We start from the raw sequence: 19,033 nt of genomic DNA, 5'->3' as shown, positions 1-19,033 counted from the left end.
ATAAAAGTTTAAATAGCTTCAAAATAATAAGCGTTTCTAAGCTTTTGCTCAAGCCCTAAAACATAGTCTGTGCAAGTAGCTTCTATCTCGGCTTGGTCTGTTACAACTACTGTTGTTCCGTCGCTTTTTGTTCTAGTAAATCTTTGTTTTCCTGTTTTTAAAAACTTTTTGACGGCTAAAACAATATCATCTATACTATTTTTTCCATCAAACATAAGCGCAAATCTAGCATCTTGAGCAGTCATTTCGCCGACTAGTAAATTTAAAGCAGTCGCCATAGCGATAACCGGATCCGATTCTTTGCTAAAGTACTTTATATAGTTTTCATAATTCTGTTTTATCCTAGTTTCATTTGGCTTGTATGCAAGAGCTTTTAGTTCTATATTTGTGAAATTGATACTTCCATAGCATATAAATTTCATTAATGCTTCATATATTTCATTCTCTTTCTGTGGATATTTTTCCAAAAAATAGGCTGAGTTTAAGCTATTTGGATAGTTTGAATTGAACTCTTGGGCTATCCATTCATATGTTGTTTGGTATTTTACAGCTTTGTTTCTATCTTCTATATAATTATCCGTTATATCAAATTTACCAAAAAAATACAGCTTATCGATATCTGTTTTTTTGAATGTTCCATTTAATGCTTCGGTAATTGAACTTGCATTTTTGCTCGTTGTCAGTACGCTTGAACGAAACGCTCTATTGGATAAAAAGTCTCCATACTGCTCTTTTTGTATGCGTTCATTTGGCCTAGAGTTTTGCGGGAGATCATCGATACAAGTTATATAAGTAGGAGTCATAGAAGCGTCTATAAGATATTCAAGATCTTGATTTTTTGCTCGCTCTACAAACTCATAAAAGTAACAAGGGTCATTAAACGTCTCTAAATACTCATGCAAAATGTAAAAATTTTCATATGAATCGGCTATATTTTTTGCATTTTCAAGCATTACTGAGCTAAATCCATTTTTTCTCATACTTCCATCAGGAAGAGCATTTATATATTCAACGTATGATTTAAGCATATGTTTTGATTTCTCAAGTCTAGCTATATCGCTAGTTTCGTTTTTAGAAGAGTAGACCATAAGATCTCTTATTATATCTTTATATTTCCATCCTGGATAGGTGTTGTACGATACATACATTATACCATTGTCTGTCAAAAGCTTTCTACCCCCCCCAATATCGCGTTTTTCACATCATCTGGAACCCAGCTATAAACACCGTGAGAGATAACATAATCAAATTTTCCAAGCTCTTGCGTAGCATGAGAAATGTCAAGCTGCATAAGTTTTAAGTTTTTAATTTTCATATCTTTTATAAGCTTTTTTCCTAAATTTATCTGAGTTTCAGAGATATCTATACCTATAAACTCTGATTCAGGATTAGAAATAGCACTCATTATAAGATTTCCACCAAAGCTACACCCTATCTCAAGAACTCTTGCATTATTAACAGGAGCAGGGGAGAGACCTAGTAAAGTAGCTATTGATTCGAGTTTGTATATAGAGCTATTTGCGAATGGTTTTGATTTATAAGGGAAATCATCATACGTCTTTTTTATATCTTTCATTTACTTAGCCTTTTTAAAATTTAAGTAATTATAACAAAAAAATTATCTATTACAACAAAATATTAGAAATAGAAAAAATAAGAAAATTGCTAAAATATACTATGTAAAATAATACAAATAATTATATGTATAAATAGATAGAAATTATTGCATTAAATTTAATGGATAAGTTTTTATACTACAAAAAGTAAAGTACATCAAATAGCTATAAAATCATCATTTAATACATAATTAGAATAGTGCAAAAACAAGAATTCATAATAGTTTGAAAATTATAGTTTTCAATATAAAATAATAAAAATAGTTAAGATTTTACCTTTTAATCTAAAATTAGCCGATTATTGATCAATTATAATAGCTAGGCTTTAGTTAGATATACTCATACTTATTTTCTGTTTTAAGCGTATTTGAAGTATATCTAAATTTATGTTTTTATAAACTCGGTTGGATACGTTTATAAAGTAAGTCCAAACTTTATAAGATGATTAAGATAGTTTTGTTTGCAAAGCTTATGTTTAAAACTTGAAATATATCTCTGTTTTGATATAAATTATTATATGTATAAACTATCAGTTTATTATGAAGAATTGAATGCTTTTTTGAATTAATTTTTATGGATAATGATGCAGATACAAGCAGATTTAGTAACAAAAAGCGCTTTTTGCATTATTTGCGCGCTCCCCTATTTTGCAATTATATTTGTAAATACACTAAAAAATTAAGAAATAATGCTTTTTATCCCGTTTACAAGCTCAACCGAAGCCTCGATTTCAACTTTTCTAGTAGATATACTTTCTACATTTGCACCTATGCTAATACCCTTTGCTTTACCGTATTTAAATAAAAATTCAAACATATCAAGGCTTAAACTTATAGAAGCTTTAAGTGGATCATCGCTTTTAAACAGTCTATTTTCAAACTGTTTAGGTACTGAAATTCCAAGCCAACGCATAAACTCAAGCGTTTTCAAACTCCCGCAAGGCGTAAATGTAAATATAATAGGTACTTTTTTGATATTTAAATTTGAATAATCGTCTAAAAATCGTTTGGCGTTTTCTAGATTATATACGGCTTGCGTGATAAAAAACTCGCAGCCTTTTATGGTTTTTCCGGCAACACGCAGATCTTCATCGCCTTTTTTCTCATGTCTTTCCGGTATGCAGATGCCGCCCAAAGTTATATCTCGACCTTGTTCTTTTTGAGTTTGTATGCCATATCAAGACTTAGTTTCGGACTGTCTTTTTTGGAGCTAGCGCCTACAAATACGCTTAAATTTTCACCAGAATCATTTAAAAATCTGCAAAATTCGTCTTGCGTATAATTTCCAACAGCTTTGTAAATAACGGCTGGATAAGCTAGTTTTAAAAACTCTTTATGATAAATTTCGGGTTTTATAGTTCCACAAAACTCAAAGGTACGCTCACTTTTATTTCTATTGCTTTCATCTTGCAAATCATATATAACCAATCCATCAATGCCTCTATTTTCTAGCCTTTCTAACTGCTTTTTTGCAACTATTATTGCTTCTTCGTGAGTTAAATTTAGTTTAGGAGGCGTCAGACCGTATAACAAAATTCCCGGAGTATTATCTTTTATCTTCTTTTTCAGCATATTTTTTTTACTTTCAAATTTGCTCATCATAAGATGAGCAAAATATCAATACATATTTCTAACTTAAACGAACGATTTTAACGGCTGCAGTCATATTTGTAAGACTAGGTTTGACCTCTTCCCATTTTCTTGTTTTTAGACCGCAATCTGGATTTATCCAAAGTTGGCTTTTTGGAAGAACTTCTAGTAAAGCGTGAATTTGAGTAGCTATCTCTTCTACGCTAGGAACTCTTGGACTGTGGATATCATAAACTCCTGGTCCTACTTCTTGTTTATAGCCAACTGATTTAAATATTTTAAGTAGCTCGTTTCCGCTTCTAGCAGTTTCTATGCTGATAACATCGGCATCCATCGCTTCAATGGTTTTGATGATATCGTTAAACTCCGAATAACACATATGGGTGTGAATTTGGGTCTCCGCTTTAGCTGAACAAACGCTTAGTTTAAAGCAATCTACCGCAAATTTTTCATAAGCGGATACATTTTCATGTCTAAGCGGATAGCCTTCTTTAAACGCAGCTTCATCGACTTGTATGATTTTGATACCTGCATTTTGAAGGTCGCTTATCTCATCGTAAATACAAAGTGCAAGCTCCTTTGCTATCTCGCTTCTTGGTTTATCATCTCTTACAAAGCTCCAGTTTAAGATAGTAACCGGTCCAGTTAGCATACCTTTCATGATCTTGTTTGTTTTGCTTTGAGCGTAACTTATCCAATCCACGGTCATAGCTTTTGGACGACTCACATCGCCAAAAAGGAGCGGCGGTTTAACGCATCTACTACCGTAGCTTTGTACCCAACCATTAGTACTAAACGCGTATCCTTTTAGCTGCTCGCCGAAATACTCGACCATATCATTACGCTCAGGCTCACCGTGAACTAGTACGTCTAAACCGCACTCTTCTTGAAAAGCTATACACTCATCAATATATTTTTTGATATCTTTTTCATAAGCTTCTTGCGATATCAGAGATTTTTTATAAGCATTTCTTACTTGACGGAGCTCCGGAGTTTGCGGGAAACTACCTATAGTCGTAGTCGGAAGCTCAGGAAGATTAAATTTAGCTTTTTGAGTTTTTATACGCTCTTCATAAGGAGTATCTCTTTCAAATTTAGATAGGTTTTTTACTCTTTCTTGAACAGTTTTATCATTTACTAACTCAGAAGTCTTTCTTGAAGCGATAGCCGCCCTATTTTTAGCAAGCAAACCCTCGCCTGATTCACAAAAATGCTCATTATTTGCTAGTTTTTTTAGTAGTTTTACTTCGGTTAGTTTTTCTACCGCAAAGCTAAGCCACTCTTTTATACTTAGTTTTTCTTCGTATTTTAGAGTATATGGAACGTGTAAAAGTGAGCAAGAGGTGCCGATATTTAGGCGTTCGCTTGAGATATACTCTTTAATCTTATTTATCAGCTCAAGCTTGGCGTCAAGGTCACTTACCCAAACGTTTCTACCGTCTATAAGTCCGGCAAACAGAACTTTATCGCTATTTTTTAGGATCTCTAAAGAATCTTTTTGGCAACTTGCATGTACAAAATCAAGCCCAACGCCCCAAACTTTAGTTTTTACGATCTCTTTTACGGCTTCGTTTGCATGCTCAAAATACGTCATAAATATAATCTTAACATTATCATTAGTACATAGCTTTTCATAAACTAGAACTATTTTATCTTTTAATTTTTCAGCTTTATCGGTAACAAAGATAGGCTCGTCTATCTGAACTACGACTTCGTTATCAAGCTTAGAAATTTCAACCAAAAGCTTAGCGTACTGCTCTACTAAGGCGTCTAAATGACAAAGCGCGCAACTTCCGTCAGTTGTTTTACTAAGCGCTAAAAACGTGATAGGTCCTATCAAATTTATCTTTGGAGTGATACCCTGGGCTTTTGCTTCTTTATATTCGTTTAATATTTTTGTAGGATTTAGGCTAAATTTAGTCTCTTTGCTAAGTTCTGGAACTATGTAATGGTAGTTTGTATTGAACCATTTTGTCATTTCCATAGCTACGCTTGTTTTGTTGCCTCTTGCCATTGAAAAGTATAGATCAGTTCCACTAAGTCCGTCAAATCTCGGTGGGATCGCTCCAAAAGCTACAATGTTATCAAGCATTAAATCATAATAAGAAAAATCGTTTGCGCTTATAAAATCTATATGCGCATCTTTTTGATACTTCCAGTGTCTTACTTTTAGCTCTTTTGCTATGCGCTCAACTTCGCTAAAATCGCTCTTACCGGCCCAAAAACTCTCAAGCGCGAATTTTAGCTCTCTTTGCTCACCTATTCTAGGAAATCCTGTTATAAAACTTTTTGACATATTTAATCCTTCGTTAAAATACATATTATACTATATAAGGTCTTAGACCAACTAAATTTAAAAAATACAAGATTTATTTTAGTAAAATTTACGCATCTCAAAAAGAACTAACGGCGGTTTTAATCCGTGGAGTTTATAGAATAATTTATCATCGTCTAAGTATAAGAAAAAATGCTTATGTAGCAGTGTAAGGCGAGTTTTGCGTTTAAAAATACAGTTACAATGAATAGGAAAAGTAACGATAAAAGCTAGATATGAAAATACGCTTATAAAAGTAAATTCTAAATTAAGTATAAATTTAAAATCTTTTTTATTTTCTAGTGCTTTGCTTATTGCTTTGTAGGCTAACACACATGGGACAACTCATACTTACGCCTTTATGATTTTAAAATAGTTCGATGATTGTAACTAAAAAAATATAAAATTTGACTGAAAATAAAATATTTATAGACCATTTTATAAAATATAAAAACATACATAAAAACTATAAATTTGTAATTGAGTGAGCTAAATTACAAAAAAACAAACATCGCAAGCAACGTCGCAGACGCAAACTTTATCTTACGCCAAACAACAGTATAATAGGTTTTCGAGATGTATAACGACTACAAAGCTGAAAGAGACACTGTAGACAGATATTTTCAAAAGTATTTAACTGGCGATAACGCTTCTTTTGTTAAATAGCCTAAAATCCAAGATAATGCAGCTTATATAGAAAGATTTTATTAAAGCCACCGGACTTGAGTTTAGAAAACTTAAAAAGCGTTAAAAATAACTTTGAAAAAGATAGGGAAACTACTGTAAAATATTCTAATGAATATCGATGATAAAATCTTTAAAAAATAAACAGTAACGGAACATTTGCTCTTCAATTTAGCAGCCAAAGAGAAATTGTGATAAATGAGCCCTATAAAAATAGCAAAAAAATTCTTGAGTTAGATACAAAAGAAGTTCAAAAACTTCTTAGAGTTTTGGAGTGGGTTTTATAGTAAATTTACGCGGCTAAAATTCATAAAAACCGCGTAAATTTGATAATCAAAAAGTACTAACTCTCTTTAAATAGTTTTGAAGCAAGTATTTGCACTTTATCTTGATCGCTACCTTTTTTGAGTGTTTTAAATACTTTATTAAGATAATTCTCAAAGAATTCATGATTATTTAACGATTTTTCGTTGTCAGCTCTAATGACGCTCGTATATTCTCCATCATTGCCTAAATCATACGAAAGATCATTGTCTATTAGCTGTACTCTTAATATCTCGCTTAATTTACCTTGTAAAACACTTTCATATATAGGAGTCATGAGCTCAAGACGTCTTTCTAAATTTCTTGGCATCCAGTCTGCACTTGATATATAAAACTTAGGATTTGCATGTTTAAAATAAAATATCCTAGCGTGCTCAAGGTATTTTCCTATAATAGAGCGTACGCGTATATTTTCACTCATACCTTCTACGGCCGGTCTAAGACAACAAATTCCTCTTATTATAAGATCTATCTGAACTCCTGCCCTACTTGCGTTATAAAGCTCTTTTATCACGTCGCTATCTACTAAAGCATTCATTTTAGCAATTATTTTACCATCTTTGCCCATCTTTGCTTCGTTTTTTATCATCTCTATAACTCTTTCTTTTATCTGCATAGGAGACATAGATAGAGCATTTAAACGACGGTTTTTACTAAATCCAGATAATATATGAAAAAACGTTGTAGTATCTTTAGCAAATTCTTCTCTGCTAGTAAAATAACTTACGTCGGTGTAGATCTTTGCACTACTTCCGTTGTAATTTCCGGTACCAAGATGCATATAGAATTTTAGCTTGTCGCCTATTTGCCTTATTACTTGAGATACTTTTGCATGTACTTTAAATCCCGTGATACCGTATATAACGTGTGCTCCTGCGTTTTCAAGTGCTTTTGCCCAGTGAAGGTTATTTTCCTCATCAAATCTAGCCTTTAGCTCTACCATAACAGTTACTTGTTTGCCATCGCTCGCAGCGTCTATGAGAGATTGAATTATACTTGAGTTTTTCTCTACTCTATATAAAGTCATACGTATAGATATAACTTTTGGATCTTTCGCAGCCTCTTTTATAAACTGTGTTACCGGCTCAAAGCTCTCATATGGGTGAAAAAGCAAAACGTCTTCTTTATCTATTGCTTCAAACATTGAGACGTTTTGTCCAAAGGGCGGAAGTGTTTTTGGCGTATAGGGCGGAAGTAGTAAATGAGAAAATTCTTTATCGCCTATAATTTGCCATAAAGCTCCTAGAGTTAGAGGAATGCTGTATTCATAGATATCTTTATAGAAAATTTTCATATGTAAATTTAAAAACTCAAGTATCTCCGGATCTGGATCTTTTTCGATTTGTAAACGTACAAAAGCACCTTTTCTGCGAAGTTTCAGACCTTGCTCAAGTATAAGCATAAAGTCATCTGCTTCTTCTTCTTCGATAACCATATCAGCATTTCTAGTTACTCTAAATGCGCAGCTAGCAAGAAGTTTATATCCGGGAAATATCTCTTCAGCGTGGCGATGAACTATACTTTCAATCGGCACGTAAATACCATCTCCGGCGTTGTAAAACCTAGGAAGCACTCTGCTGATTCTTATCATTCCAAACTTAACTATCTCCGGATGCGCTTCATCACAAAGCTTTACCGCAAGTCCAAAACTAAGGTTATTTAAGTGCGGAAACGGATGAGTTGCATCAACTGCTATAGGCACGATAACAGGTAAAATATTTGAAAAAAAGTAATCATCCGCTCTAGCTTTTATATCATCTTCTAAATCTTCATATTTTTTTATATGCAAACCGGATAAAGATAACTTTGTAACTGTTTCTTTATAATAATCTTCTAAAATTTGTTGTTCATCTTTTAGGTATTTTCTTATCTCTCTTAGCTGATCAAGCGGTGTCATCTCATCACTTCCGCTTACTACGACTCCAGCAGCAAAAAGCTGTTTAAGACCTGCTATACGTATCATATAAAACTCATCTAAATTTGTCGAATAAATAGCTATAAACTTAAGTTTCTCAAGTAGTGGAAGATCTTTTTCGCACTGAGACAAAACACGTGAATTAAATCTAAGCCAAGATAGCTCACGATTGATAAAAATATCTTTGTTTTCCATAAACCAACCTTTTAATTTGGCATAATTATACTAAAAATGAGTGAAAATTTCACTTAATATTCTAAATTTAAAATAGAATTATCATTAAATTGTGTAAATTTGGGTAATAAATTCATGATAAAAAGTTCAAATTTAATTTTTTTATAGTCTCTCTTAAAAAATATAAAGCCAACCAAACAACACAAAACTTAGCCGCAAACGGAGTTAGCCATACTCCGTTTACTTCTAAAAAATTTGTCAAAATATACAAAAAAGGTAAAGGCAGAAGCAAATTCGCACTTAAAGATATGCTAAGAGAGTAAGCAGGTCTATTTAAAGCAGTAAAAAACGAATTAGCAAATATAATGAACCATGAACATAGATACACCGGTGAAAAAACCAGTAAAGCCTCCTTGCTAGCTGCTATAAATTCGATATCTCTGCTAAAAAACGAAACTATAAAATCGCTACCAAAAGATATCGCCACAACAATCATAACTCCAAGAGCGATAGCGCCAAAAAACGTTCGCCAAAACAGAGCCATGATAAATTTAATATTTTTCGCACCGTAATAATAGCTAAGAAGAGGCTGCATTCCATCGCACATACTAAATATCAAAGACGCCATAAAACTATCTATGGCAAAAATTACCTCAAGTATAGCCACGCCCCGCACTCCTGCGATATCTAGTAGCAAAGCGTTTGCCGCGATGACGAAAAGCGATGTAGAGATATTTGTCAAAAACTCTGAACTGCCATTGTATATTATGTTTTTTATGATTTTTAAATTTATAAACGCTTTGCTTAATTTTAACTCTAAATTTCCAAATACAAACGGTGTAAATCCAAGCAAAGTCCCTAAACTAAGTCCGATGCAAGTAGCTAAAGCGGCGCTGAAAAGTCCCCATTCTAAAATTACTATAAAAATATAGTCTAAGACTATATTTATAAACGCAACAAAGATATTTACGCACATACTATATATAGGTTTTTTACAAATTCTAAGGTAGTTATCTAACATAAAACAGAGCATTATGACTGGACAAAACAGCGCAAAAACCTTAGCATACTGCGCCGCAAGTACAGCTAATTCTTTATCGTCTATCAAGTAATTACTAATAGGTTCTATAAAGAAAAAACCAAATAAAAACACAAAGCACGCAAAGATAAAAACAGTTATCAAACTAAAGCTAAATATCCCGCAAGCTTGTTTAAATCTACCGCTTCCAAGACGAAGCGCTATTTGTACAGATGAGCCTACTGCTATCATATCTATGAGCGCAAAACTTATCATTATAAAAGGCATAGTAAGTCCCATAGCTCCAAGCGCCTTTGTACCTATCATCTGCCCGACGAATATAGTATCTATGATAAAATAAAACGAGATGAAAGCCGTGCTTATCATATTTGGAAAAGCATATTTTATAAATAATTTTGTAGGTTTAAAGCTCATATCAACTCCTATTTTTTAAATTTTTTGCTATTTAAAAAATAAAACGCTAATAAACTCCGTTGATAGCTTGTATGTATAAATTTAATTTTAAGTATAATTTATTTTGACAAGCGTACCGATAAGTCATCATAAATCACCTTTTTTAAATTTAAACAATTATACAAAAAATAAGTAAAAATTCCACTTAATATTAAATCTGTTAAATATATTTAATTATAAAATACAATATAAAATTTGGTAATTATGTAAAATACGCACCATAAAGTATAAATTTAATAAGGTTTTTACATTAAAATTTAAATATAAAAACCTTAAATTTCAATTAGAAATTATAACTAAAAGTTAAGTTAAATAGCCTTGGATCGCCATAAACCATCTTATTTGCTCCTATACCTTCATAATATCGTTTATCAAATAAATTATCGATATTTAGCTGGATATCAAAGTTTTTATTGATTTTATATCCAAGCATTAAATTTACTAAAGCATAGTCATTTTGAGTTATTCGCCTATCACCGCTACCTACGTAAATTTTACTTTTATATAAAATACCTCCGCCTATTCTAAGATTTTGAATGGTATATTTAGCAAATAAATTAGCAGTAGTTCTGGCGGCTTCAGTGTTGTATTTCATACCTTTTGCATCTTCTGCTTTAAAATGAGTAAGACCAAAACTTAAGCTCAAATCACTATTTATATCGCCCATAACATCAATTTCAAATCCCTTGCTCAAAACACCTTTTGAAGCGATATAAGCAGATTGTGACGTACCAGGTATCTTTATATCTGGTTCATAAGCCGTTGCAAGCTTATCTTGTTCTATTTTAAATAGACCAAATGAAGTTTGAAGAGCTCCTCCAAAGTACTCTGCTTTGATACCGACTTCATAGTCTTTACCTTCTATAGGATCAAGATATTTTCCATTTATATCTTTTTTATTTTGCGGTTTAAATATACTTGTATAACTAGCATAAAGAGAATAATTTTCGTTTAAATCATATACTATTCCTATGTACGGAGTTATTTCTCTTGTAAAATTTCTATTTGCATTTCCGCCTTCAATGCTATATTTCCAGTAACTCATTCTACCGCCTACTAAAAATTTAGCATAGTCTGTAATTTGAAATTTATTTGCCATATATATTGCTTTTTGAATAGTTTTATCAGGATTATTTTGATCTATATATGGAAATCTCGGATCGTTTATATATAAATTGTTGAAATTTAAAATAGTATCGGAAGTAAATTTAAGTCCGGCAGGCGTATTTTTTGAATTCCAATAGCTACTTACGTTATCTGCGCTTTTTTTATAGTTATTATACATAGCACCAAAAACAAATTCATGATTTTTATCAAAAGCGGCGTAAGGAAGCGTTAGATAACTATCGATATTGTGTATATTTTCTTCACGTTTGTTTGCATAGACGGAAAGCCCGTCGATATTTCCTATGTTATTCGTAGGGAGATTTCCACCATAATAAAGCAAATTTGAGTCAGTGTTTGCGCGTCTAAACGAATATGAATAATTAAAAACGGCATCGTTTCTAAAAAAATATTTATAATCGGCGTAAAAATCAAGAGTTTTTATATCCCATCTAGTCCAAGGCTGAGAAAAAATTTGGTTTTTACTAAAATTTGTTCTGCTTTTATTTGTATAAAATGCTGGCATACCGCCCCAACGAATTCCGTTTCTTTGCAAATCTTGATAAAATCCGGCTAAAGAAACCCAAGAGTTATCGCCTACATCGGCATCTATAACGGTATAAATCACGTCATTTTTACGTTTATAATAATCCATAAAAGATCTAGATTTATCATGTGAAAACGAAAGTCTTCCTCTTATGCTGCCATCTTTGTTTAAAGGGGATAAAACATCACCTGAGATACCGTATTTATCATATGATCCTCCGCTTGTTTTTAATACCGCTTTAAAATCTCTACTATCTGCTCTTTTTCTTATAAAATTGATACTAGCCGCAGGATTTCCGGCGCCCGCTAGAAGTCCGTTTGCTCCTTTGACTACTTCAACTCTCTCATATGGTATCAAGCTCATATCGTTTGCTCCAAGTGAAAAACCGCCGAAACTCGGCATAGAATCAAGCAGATAATAATCAACACTAAAACCCCTAATAGTCGGATAAACGCGCTCATCCCATTTGTTAAGAGTAACTCCTGGTATATGACGAAGCAGCTCTTGATAGTCATTTACGTCAAGATCTCTTAGCTTTGCTTCTGTTATAATACTTAAAGACTGCGGTATTTCTCGAACATTCAAATCAAGCCTTGTAGTGCTTTTAACGATCTCTTGAGTATTATAGTTTTTATCGTCATTTCTTATAGGAGCTGCTATATCTACAGCCTCTAAAGATACCTGATTTGTTTCGTTTGCTAAAATTTTAGTATTTTCTTGAAGTACAAATATAGCAACTACTGCCGAAAGTAAAATTCTACTTAACTTCATATCGTCTCCTTAGTTTCATTATTTTCTTATTTTTTTCTTTTTAACCAAAGATAAATACCGGTAATGCTTAGCATAAATGGCGTCAAACCCACTAAAAACCAGATAAATTTAGTCACCTCATTGTAATAACCAAAATGCGCTTTTCTAAATGTAGATAAAAATCGATCGCTTATTTTTGCGTTTTCTATATTTTTTATCTCTATCAATTTTCCGCTTTGTTTGTCGTAACTTACTTGATTCGAGTACTGATGATGAAGGAAATTTTGATTCTTATTCATTCCGTAAAACGTGATGTTTCTATCGATGTAAAACGGATAACTTATATAATAAGGTATAAATCCGTCAAAATCAATTTGGGACTTTTCAAAAAGCTCATCAATCGATAAATTTTTGTTATAAATTTTTTCATTTATTCTAAAATTTTCATCTATTTGACCAGCTTGTTTAAATAAAAAATTTAATGCCCACCAAGATCCAGTAAGACCGATTATAAATAAAAGCGCAGACGCCCAAACTCCTATAAATTTATGTATATCCGTCATAGCGACTGCTATATTTTTAAATCTTAACTTAAATAAATTTATCCAAAACCGGTTATAAATAACAAATCCGCTAACTCCTATAAAAAACATTATTAAACCCAAAATTCCAACCATTATCCTGCCATTTTGCTCCAAAAGTAAATTGTCGTGAATCTCAAGTATAATATCGCTAAGATAACTATCGTGCGGCTTTAGTTTATCCATAATTTTGCCTGTGTATTGATCAATATATATTGACTTCCATTGTGTATCATTGTGTTCAATGAGATAAACTCTATCTGATTTTGTATTATCTGTATTTATAAGCCAACCTACTATTTCATGGTTGATATAAGTATTATTGATATTTCTAGTCATATCATCAAATTTAACTCTTTGCCCGCCAGGTGTTACGCTCACTACGTTTGGCATTATGAGATTATCAAACTCTGTTTTATATACCAACACAGATCCGCTAAATCCTATAACGATAAGCGGAATAAAAAATATAATTGCCAGGTATTTATGAATTCTATAAAATATTTTTCTCAAATTTATCCTTAAATATAATTTAATTTAATTTTATATATTAGAAAATATTAAAATTAAGATAAAAATGATGGAATTATATATAACTAAAACTTATATATTGTTTAATAATAATGATTATTAAAATAATCCGTTATAAAATTTATAAAATTAACTGTTTTTATGAGCTATTTCAAGAATTTTAATAATATATTTTATTATTTTTAAATGAAAATGTATCTAGATAAATACTAATTATAGATGCTAAAATTACTTTATAAAACACTAGTATTATAATATTTTATAATAGATCAATCGTATTATTTATAACAAATTTAACACGCCAACCGTGACTAATATCGCGGTACTTAAATTTAATAAATATTTAAAGCTCTCTAAGTTTTGCTATCTCGTCTCTTAGAGCCGCAGCTTTTTCAAATTCCAAATTCTTAGCCGCTTCAAGCATCTGTTTTCTTAGTTCTTTTACGATTTTTGCTCGCTCACTCGCCGGCATTTTTTCTAATTTTTTGGCTTTGTTATATAAATTTGGTAGATCTTCTTCTTTTAAGCTATCTTCTAAATTTCTACTAGCCGAGCGCGGAGTTATACCGTACTTTTTGTTATAATCGCCCTGATATTTACGCCTTGCTTCAGTTGTATCTATGGCTTCTTTCATAGAATTTGTTATTTTATTTGCAAATAATATAACCGTTCCATTTACGTTTCTAGCTGCTCTTCCCATAGTTTGTATGAGGCTTGTACGACTTCTTAAAAAGCCCTCTTTGTCGGCGTCTAAAACAGCTACCAAAGAGACTTCTGGTAGATCTAGCCCCTCACGGAGTAAATTTATACCAACAAGCATATCGAACTCCCCTTTTCTAAGACCTCTTATAAGCTCGTTTCTTTCGACTGCGTCGATGTCTGAGTGCATGTATTTGACCTTGATACCAAGTTCTTGGTAGTAGCGCGTTAGCTCTTCACTCATCTTTTTAGTTAGAGTCGTTACTAGCACTCTTTCGCCTCTTGCTATGACTGCTTTTGCCCTATCAAACAAAACTTCTACTTGATTATCGCTACTTATGACTTCTATGCGTGGATCAAGAAGTCCGGTAGGCCTAAGTATTTGCTCATAAACATGACCTTGTGAGAGATCTATCTCATACTGGTTTGGAGTGGCTGAGACAAACAGATAGTTTGCCTTTTTTGCTATAAACTCATCAAATTTCAAAGGTCTGTTATCAAGCGCAGAAGGAAGTCTGAAACCGTACTCGACTAAAACCTCTTTTCTACTTCTATCGCCTGCGTACATTCCGCGAAATTGTGGCAAACTCACGTGGCTTTCATCTACTATAACAAGATAGTCCTTGCCGCTCACTTCAAAGTAATCAAACAAAGAATACGGCGTCTCTCCTGCTTTTTGCCCTGTTAGATAACGCGCGTAATTTTCTACGCCTTTGGTACTTCCGGTGCTTGAGAGCATCTCAAGGTCAAATTCCACTCTTTGCTTAAGCCTTTGATACTCGACTAATCTATTTTCTTTTTCATAAAATGCAAGCCTATCTTCAAGTTCAAGCTCGATATCTTTTATCGCTTGTTTTAGTCTATTTTCGCCGACTATAAACTGACTTGTTGCATATAGTATAAATTTGCTAACGTCTTTAGTGCGTTTATTTTCTAATACGTCAAAGTGATACATAGCGTCAAGCTCGTCTCCAAAAAACTCAAGTCTGATGGCTTCATCGTTAAAATACGCCGGATAGATATCTACCACGTCACCATTTACTCGAAAATCTCCACGATCAAAGTACGCATCGTTTCTTTTATATCCCATATCTACTAGTTTTAAAAGTAACTCTTTTTGATTTAAGCTCATACCTAAACTCAGCAGTAAAACCATACCTTTATATTCAGCAGGATTTCCTAAACCGTAGTTTGCAGATACGGAAGCCACGACTACCACATCATCAAACTCAAGCAAATTCGCAGTCGCACTAAGTCTTAAACGCTCCAATTCTTCATTTATAGAGCTATCTTTTTCTATAAAAAGATCTTGGCGCGGTATATAGGCTTCAGGTTGGTAGTAATCATAGTAGCTTATGAAATACTCGACGTGATTTTTAGGAAAAAAGCCTTTGAATTCGCTATAAAGCTGCGCGGCTAAGCTTTTGTTGTGTGTCATGATGAGAGTCGGCATATTTAGGCGTTTTATCACATTTGCCATCGTAAAAGTTTTACCGCTTCCAGTTACTCCTAAAAGGACGTTAAATTTATTTCCGGATCTTATGCTATCTACTATGTTTGTTACGGCTTTTTCTTGATCATCGCTTGGCTTAAATTTACTAGATATCTCAAATTTATCCATATATTCTCTTTTTTATTTTTGCGAAATTATATCATAAATAATAAAGATGTTTATCTATATAAATATTTGTATAATTTTAAAAATATACACGTAAATCCAGCATTAATCTATTAAAATTCTCACATTTTTATGCAGATATGACAAAAAATATGCTAAAATAAAATAAATTATTTCTATAAAAAAGGAAGACTATGTTTGAGAATGAAAAAGTTTTAAATACACTAGCCTCAAAAGTAACAGAGCTGATGCTAAAATATGAAGAAGTATGTGAAAATAATGAAGCCCTAAGAAACGAATTAGTAAGCGTAAAAGCGCAAAACGAAGCTAAAACAAATCAAATAATGCGTCTTGAAGAGGAGCTTAAAAACCAAAATCTAGCCAGTGACGATCTACTTAAGCAGGTTGAGGCTGTTCTTGGTAGATGAAACAAATCATTCTTACAATAGCCTCCAAAGACTATACTATCCGCTTAGAGGATGAATTCGCGGAGGCTTTCGGTGAAGATATAAAAAATTTATTACAAGATAAATATCAGTTTGGAGTAAAAGATCTGCTAACTGCTTTTATACAAAAATGCCATGAAGCATATATCCAAAAAGAGCAAATGGATAAGCTTCTTGGAGATCTTGATAAAACTTTAAAGTAGGTATAAATTTAAAGATATTTACAAATAAGGGAGGGGCTGGTTTTATGAAGGAAAAATCCACTATATTATTATCTCGTGGCTTCACAATGATGGAAATTTTGTTTGTTATCGTGATTTTAGGGATATTAGCTAGCATTGCAGTTCCTAGACTAGTAGCCAACAAACAAGACGCACAAATATCTCAACTAAAATCACAAATAACCACCATAAGAGAAGGAATAAGAGATTACGCAAACCAGCAAAGATTAGCAAAAAAAGTGAAAAAAAAGATATTTATCCAGAGCAGTTAGAAGAAGGTGAAATAAAAAATAGACCGAATTTATTTGAATACGTAATTTCAACTCCGATAAAATCAAACGGAGTTGGTTGGCTGCCAAATAATGCCATAGCAAAAACTCAAGGCTGGTCGGATCAAGCTAATTATGGAACAAGATATCTGTATTCTCTTGGAAACGGTAAAGTGGATGAAGTCATAACAATGGATTACTGTTCGCCTACTACTACTAAACGTACGGATAGATGTAACGATGATAATATAGGAGACTTTATATGCGTAACTGGATGCAACAAAATAGAAGGAAAGCCACATCCTTAAATTTAAAAGAATATAAAATATGAAAAAAGCATTTAGTTTAGTGGAGCTTGTTTTTGTAATGGTCATTTTAGGTATACTTGCTAGCTTTATAATTCCTAGTTTTTCAGCAAAAAAACAAGATGCAGATATAGCAACCATAAAAATACAAATCGCTGCCATAAGAGCAGGAATAAGAGATTACACGACATCTCAGATAATATCAGGAAAAACTCAAGTGAGTTGGAGACCTTTTCTTGCAAATTACGCTAGTTCTACTTGGGATACGGTAAATCCGTCAGAAAATCAATCCATATATCCACTCTCTTTAGAGAGCAGATTTGAAACTAAAGAGTTATTTTCAGTGGTTTTACCCAAAGGGTATCATATAAAAGGAGCCAACAATAAAAATGAAAAAGGTTGGAGTAGGTTTAACGATGCCGGAGGTACTACATTTTCCGGTAGATATTTTGTAAGATTTGGAAAAGAGACTGTTCGTTTTGATTACTGTTCCAAAACGACAAATGCTGCTAGCGGCTCCATATGTGGTTCTAGAGACAGCCCAGACGCAAATTTGACAGGTAAATTATATTGCACTGGTGATAAATGCGGTTTGTTGGGTGAAGAACAAATTTAATAAATATAAAATTTACAAAAAGGAGAGACTAGCTTTATGAATATTAAATTTAAAAAATATATCAGGGGGGTTAGAGGTTTTACCGTGATAGAGATAGTTTTTGTTATAATTATCTTAGGTATGTTGGCTAGTATTTTAGTTCCTAGACTAGTAGCCAACAAAAACGACGCCGAAATAGCAAAAGTAAAAATGCAGATATCAGCCATAAGAAGAGGTATAGAGTACTACAAAGCAGCTCAGATGGGAAAAGGATATTATGACGAGTTATACTGTTTTACAAAATGCTCTCCACAAGGCAATAGCGCTCAAGAAAATGAAGGTAGATCCAAATTTGATATGGACTTTCTTAAAACTAGAAATAAAGGAGTATATCCTATGATGTTAGATCAATCCAGAAAAAAGAAGGGTAGCGATTATCGCTTATTATTTAAAATGGTTTTAGCTACTCCTATAAAAGGTGCTGAAAACAACAACGAGAAAGGCTGGAGCAGAATAAATAATAGTGGCGGAGATCCATATGATGGAAGATACTTTTTAAGAGTTGCGAATAAATCTATTATATTTGATTATTGTTCTCCTACTTTGCATAAGTATAACGACAGTATGTGTTCTAAAGGTGGTAAGTTTATTCCGTCTTTGAATGGTAAATTTTTCTGTATCGGTCAACCATCATCTGCTACTCGTGCCGATAGAATTGCGGATTGTGCTTTACTAGGTGAAGAGTATATAGATAGTCAAACACTCGATACCATAGAAGATCCTTCATACTGGAGCGATCCGGCAGAAACAATATAAGAAGATATTTTTAAGAGAGTATAAATATGAGAAAAGCATTTACTATGATCGAGATTGTGTTCGTCATTATCATTTTAGGAATACTAGCTAGTATAGCAATACCGATTTTTAATATAAACCGCGAAGACGCTCAAATAGCAAAAGCACAAGTAGAGCTAGCTACCATAAGATCGGTAATAGCCCTAAAAAGAAGTGATAGTTTCTTGATATCTGATGAGTCGGTTATAGATTTAAACGATGTTCTAAAAGAAGCCGAAGTAAGCACACAATACAATACTAGTTCGGACTACTTGTTAAGATGGTCGGTAAATGAAGCAAATTTAAAACTAGATATAAAAAATAATGTAACGGTGACTTTTAGCATTGATAAAAACGGAAATTTATACTGCGATCCAAACGCAAATGATCTTTGTAAAAAAATAGAGAAAAAACTTTAAATTTAC

General features: G+C 32.7%; 17 protein-coding genes. 7 read left to right on the top strand and 10 right to left on the bottom strand.

The features are described from left to right. Nucleotides 1-8: 8 nt before the first annotated feature. From DQN38_RS04345 to uvrB, 10 genes are all read right to left on the bottom strand, one after another. Nucleotides 9-1,166: a methyltransferase regulatory domain-containing protein gene (locus DQN38_RS04345; RefSeq protein WP_128973635.1), complete on the bottom strand. Its 1,158-nt coding sequence runs from the start codon at nt 1,164-1,166 to the stop codon at nt 9-11. After that, on the bottom strand, nt 1,163-1,576 hold the full coding sequence (locus DQN38_RS04340; RefSeq protein WP_035169218.1) for a class I SAM-dependent methyltransferase: 414 nt from the start codon (nt 1,574-1,576) through the stop codon (nt 1,163-1,165). Before DQN38_RS04340 ends, DQN38_RS04345 begins: the two co-directional genes overlap by 4 nt. Nucleotides 1,577-2,294: 718 nt before the next feature. Further along, entirely contained in the window at nt 2,295-2,750 is a 456-nt protein-coding gene (locus tag DQN38_RS09060; RefSeq protein WP_231944624.1) for a methylenetetrahydrofolate reductase, read from the bottom strand. Nucleotides 2,751-2,752: 2 nt separating this feature from the next. Next, nucleotides 2,753-3,217 (bottom strand): hypothetical protein, encoded by a 465-nt coding sequence (locus DQN38_RS09055; protein ID WP_231944622.1) that lies wholly within the window; start codon nt 3,215-3,217, stop codon nt 2,753-2,755. 28 nt (nt 3,218-3,245) lie between these two features. Then, nucleotides 3,246-5,501: a 5-methyltetrahydropteroyltriglutamate--homocysteine S-methyltransferase gene (metE, locus tag DQN38_RS04330; protein WP_011731988.1), complete on the bottom strand. Its 2,256-nt coding sequence runs from the start codon at nt 5,499-5,501 to the stop codon at nt 3,246-3,248. A gap of 1,045 nt (nt 5,502-6,546) precedes the next feature. After that, nucleotides 6,547-8,637 (bottom strand): RNA degradosome polyphosphate kinase, encoded by a 2,091-nt coding sequence (locus tag DQN38_RS04320; protein ID WP_002849380.1) that lies wholly within the window; start codon nt 8,635-8,637, stop codon nt 6,547-6,549. A gap of 112 nt (nt 8,638-8,749) precedes the next feature. Further along, nucleotides 8,750-10,069, bottom strand: a complete 1,320-nt coding sequence (locus DQN38_RS04315; protein ID WP_065843926.1) for an MATE family efflux transporter — start codon at nt 10,067-10,069, stop codon at nt 8,750-8,752. A gap of 322 nt (nt 10,070-10,391) precedes the next feature. Continuing rightward, nucleotides 10,392-12,530 (bottom strand): TonB-dependent siderophore receptor, encoded by a 2,139-nt coding sequence (locus DQN38_RS04310; RefSeq protein WP_038452387.1) that lies wholly within the window; start codon nt 12,528-12,530, stop codon nt 10,392-10,394. A gap of 26 nt (nt 12,531-12,556) precedes the next feature. Then, nucleotides 12,557-13,603, bottom strand: coding sequence for a PepSY-associated TM helix domain-containing protein (locus DQN38_RS04305; RefSeq protein ID WP_011731985.1), 1,047 nt, complete (start codon nt 13,601-13,603; stop codon nt 12,557-12,559). A 361-nt stretch (nt 13,604-13,964) separates the two neighbouring features. Next, nucleotides 13,965-15,941 (bottom strand): excinuclease ABC subunit UvrB, encoded by a 1,977-nt coding sequence (gene uvrB, locus DQN38_RS04300; protein ID WP_042960621.1) that lies wholly within the window; start codon nt 15,939-15,941, stop codon nt 13,965-13,967. A gap of 191 nt (nt 15,942-16,132) precedes the next feature. Between uvrB and DQN38_RS04295 the strand changes: the two genes are divergently transcribed. From DQN38_RS04295 to DQN38_RS04270, 7 genes are all read left to right on the top strand, one after another. Next, on the top strand, nt 16,133-16,366 hold the full coding sequence (locus tag DQN38_RS04295) for a coiled-coil domain-containing protein (protein ID WP_002849367.1): 234 nt from the start codon (nt 16,133-16,135) through the stop codon (nt 16,364-16,366). Beyond that, the gene (locus tag DQN38_RS04290; RefSeq protein WP_002849366.1) at nt 16,363-16,587 is read left to right on the top strand and encodes a hypothetical protein; all 225 of its coding nucleotides are present in this window, start codon (nt 16,363-16,365) and stop codon (nt 16,585-16,587) included. Before DQN38_RS04295 ends, DQN38_RS04290 begins: the two co-directional genes overlap by 4 nt. An 86-nt stretch (nt 16,588-16,673) precedes the next feature. Further along, on the top strand, nt 16,674-16,877 hold the full coding sequence (locus tag DQN38_RS09125) for a type II secretion system protein (RefSeq protein WP_269460505.1): 204 nt from the start codon (nt 16,674-16,676) through the stop codon (nt 16,875-16,877). Nucleotides 16,878-17,047: 170 nt separating this feature from the next. Further along, on the top strand, nt 17,048-17,182 hold the full coding sequence (locus tag DQN38_RS09120; RefSeq protein ID WP_269460504.1) for a hypothetical protein: 135 nt from the start codon (nt 17,048-17,050) through the stop codon (nt 17,180-17,182). Between the two features lie 19 nt (nt 17,183-17,201). After that, complete coding sequence (locus DQN38_RS04280) at nt 17,202-17,795, top strand: type II secretion system protein (protein ID WP_225893280.1); 594 nt, start codon at nt 17,202-17,204, stop codon at nt 17,793-17,795. 36 nt (nt 17,796-17,831) lie between these two features. After that, the gene (locus tag DQN38_RS04275) at nt 17,832-18,590 is read left to right on the top strand and encodes a hypothetical protein (RefSeq protein WP_065843941.1); all 759 of its coding nucleotides are present in this window, start codon (nt 17,832-17,834) and stop codon (nt 18,588-18,590) included. A 26-nt stretch (nt 18,591-18,616) separates the two neighbouring features. Beyond that, nucleotides 18,617-19,027, top strand: a complete 411-nt coding sequence (locus DQN38_RS04270) for a type II secretion system protein (RefSeq protein WP_002849361.1) — start codon at nt 18,617-18,619, stop codon at nt 19,025-19,027. Nucleotides 19,028-19,033 lie beyond the last annotated feature (6 nt).

It is taken from the genome of Campylobacter fetus subsp. fetus (assembly GCF_900475935.1).
Lineage (GTDB): Bacteria > Campylobacterota > Campylobacteria > Campylobacterales > Campylobacteraceae > Campylobacter > Campylobacter fetus.
This window is presented reverse-complemented; position numbering and strand designations above follow the sequence as displayed.

Excerpts from the sequence above, each read along its gene's own strand:
- DQN38_RS04290 (WP_002849366.1), top strand. The coding sequence starts at position 16,363 with ATGAAACAAATCATTCTTACAATAGCCTCCAAAGACTATACTATCCGC.
- DQN38_RS04340 (WP_035169218.1), bottom strand. The coding sequence starts at position 1,576 with ATGAAAGATATAAAAAAGACGTATGATGATTTCCCTTATAAATCAAAA.
- DQN38_RS04315 (WP_065843926.1), bottom strand. The coding sequence starts at position 10,069 with ATGAGCTTTAAACCTACAAAATTATTTATAAAATATGCTTTTCCAAAT.
- DQN38_RS09055 (WP_231944622.1), bottom strand. The coding sequence starts at position 3,217 with ATGATGAGCAAATTTGAAAGTAAAAAAAATATGCTGAAAAAGAAGATA.
- DQN38_RS09125 (WP_269460505.1), top strand. The coding sequence starts at position 16,674 with ATGATGGAAATTTTGTTTGTTATCGTGATTTTAGGGATATTAGCTAGC.
- DQN38_RS04280 (WP_225893280.1), top strand. The coding sequence starts at position 17,202 with ATGAAAAAAGCATTTAGTTTAGTGGAGCTTGTTTTTGTAATGGTCATT.
- DQN38_RS04275 (WP_065843941.1), top strand. The coding sequence starts at position 17,832 with ATGAATATTAAATTTAAAAAATATATCAGGGGGGTTAGAGGTTTTACC.
- metE (WP_011731988.1), bottom strand. The coding sequence starts at position 5,501 with ATGTCAAAAAGTTTTATAACAGGATTTCCTAGAATAGGTGAGCAAAGA.
- DQN38_RS04270 (WP_002849361.1), top strand. The coding sequence starts at position 18,617 with ATGAGAAAAGCATTTACTATGATCGAGATTGTGTTCGTCATTATCATT.
- DQN38_RS04320 (WP_002849380.1), bottom strand. The coding sequence starts at position 8,637 with ATGGAAAACAAAGATATTTTTATCAATCGTGAGCTATCTTGGCTTAGA.
- DQN38_RS04310 (WP_038452387.1), bottom strand. The coding sequence starts at position 12,530 with ATGAAGTTAAGTAGAATTTTACTTTCGGCAGTAGTTGCTATATTTGTA.
- DQN38_RS04295 (WP_002849367.1), top strand. The coding sequence starts at position 16,133 with ATGTTTGAGAATGAAAAAGTTTTAAATACACTAGCCTCAAAAGTAACA.
- uvrB (WP_042960621.1), bottom strand. The coding sequence starts at position 15,941 with ATGGATAAATTTGAGATATCTAGTAAATTTAAGCCAAGCGATGATCAA.